Genomic DNA, 1,559 nt, shown 5'->3' on the forward strand with positions numbered 1-1,559 from the left:
GTGGCGCGGGCTGGCCTTTCGCTTCGACAAGACCCCCGAAAGCTATCTCGCGGGCCTTCATCTCCGCGGAGCCATCTTGTGGCTCCGAAGCCTTCAACCCGTCTAAAGATCCGAAGTCCAGACAGGCCCTAGAACCCAGGTGCCGATAGGGGGTCACGGTTCGAGTGACGTCGACATGGGGCCGCTCTTCCGACAGTGCCCCAGCAGCCGAATGTCGGTCCACGGGTTCAGGCGACTCCGGTCTGCGCTTCGAAGAGGAACGCGGCGTTTCCAGCCTGGGGATCGTCCTTGTGACGGTAGCCAACTACATGGAGGCTTTGGCTGCGCTCACGTAGGCGATCGGGCCGCCAGACGTGGATTCGAGGCGCTTGCCGAGGAGGAGCTTGGCGATTCGCAGGTCGTCGGCTGTGCCGACATCGATCATGTTGGTGGCCGCGTCGAGGTCACTGATGTAGCCGGCGAGTCTCGCGTCGAAACGATGACGTATCAGGCCATTGTCGGTCAGTTTGGTATCCCAGCTGATCAGTCCCGTCAGTACGGCGACGATGAATCCGCCGAGGGTCACCGGGAGAATGCCAGCTTGGGCGATCTTTTCGGGTCTCCCCACCCACCAGCCACGCAGCGCCTCCAGTAGGTCTTCAGGTGTCAGATCGGCACGAAAACCGATGAAGGGGCGATCTTCATCTGGGACATGCTTCGCCACGTCGACGCGCAACACCGCCATCGTGGCGCTACCCGTTGCCGTTGGCAGGAGGTGATGCAGCGCTACAGCGGAGCGAGCTTGGATTCGTTGCACCACATCCGCGGGGACGACCAGCTTGCCACCGTGCTGACGGGCCGCGGGAAGCAGACCCGCAGCCGCGATCTTCTGTAGGGAGGTGGAGGAGAGGTTGAGGTGGATGGCGGCTTGCCGCAGGGTGATGAGGGTCATGGGTTGTAAGGTCTTCTTTCGGCTTGCTGCATTTGGATTTTGAAGTCGAGTAGGTGGACATGCGCTTGTCCAGAAGGAGCCTGCGGGCTGGGGCGGTGAGCATTCCGCGCGGTGAGAGGGTGCGCTAAGAGTTGCGTCCACAGCGGTGACATACGGCGTCGATACGGCAACGCCGCCTTACAGCGTCGCTCTTCATCGATCCGCGGCCACCATTTAAGCAGGGCGGGATCTCGCTGACGAATTCTACGGATTAAAGGGTTATCCAGGCCAAAAGGATAGGGCTCTGCTTCAGGGCGCGGACCTCGGTTTCCTCCGTGATGGTCCACATCTCGACGCGGTATTCGAAGTGGTCACCCGGCTCGTCGCCGTCTGTGTCCGGATGGGCGAACTGTGTCGGCATGTACGAGATCCGTGTCCGGTACGTGTTCGGCGGGAGCATGAGCACGTTTAACGCGGCCCTCGGCCAGAGACGAGTGGATGGTTCGCAACGGTACCCAGCTCTCTGAGCTGGGTGTTCTCTCGCAGGTGCCCCTCTGGCTGTACCTCTGTTCGGGTGTGTGCGGGAACGACGGGGAGGGTTCGTGCCTGGTGTGCTGATCGCTGTCGGTCGAGCTCCTCCAGGGAGAAG

General features: G+C 61.8%; 1 protein-coding gene. It reads right to left on the bottom strand.

Going from position 1 to position 1,559, the window contains the following annotated elements:
* Window positions 1-304: 304 nt before the first annotated feature.
* Entirely contained in the window at window positions 305-931 is a 627-nt protein-coding gene (locus ABZ664_RS39375) for a hypothetical protein (RefSeq protein ID WP_362522391.1), read from the bottom strand.
* Window positions 932-1,559: the final 628 nt, after the last annotated feature.

It is taken from the genome of Streptosporangium sp. NPDC006930 (assembly GCF_040635605.1).
Taxonomy (GTDB): Bacteria; Actinomycetota; Actinomycetes; order Streptosporangiales; family Streptosporangiaceae; genus Streptosporangium.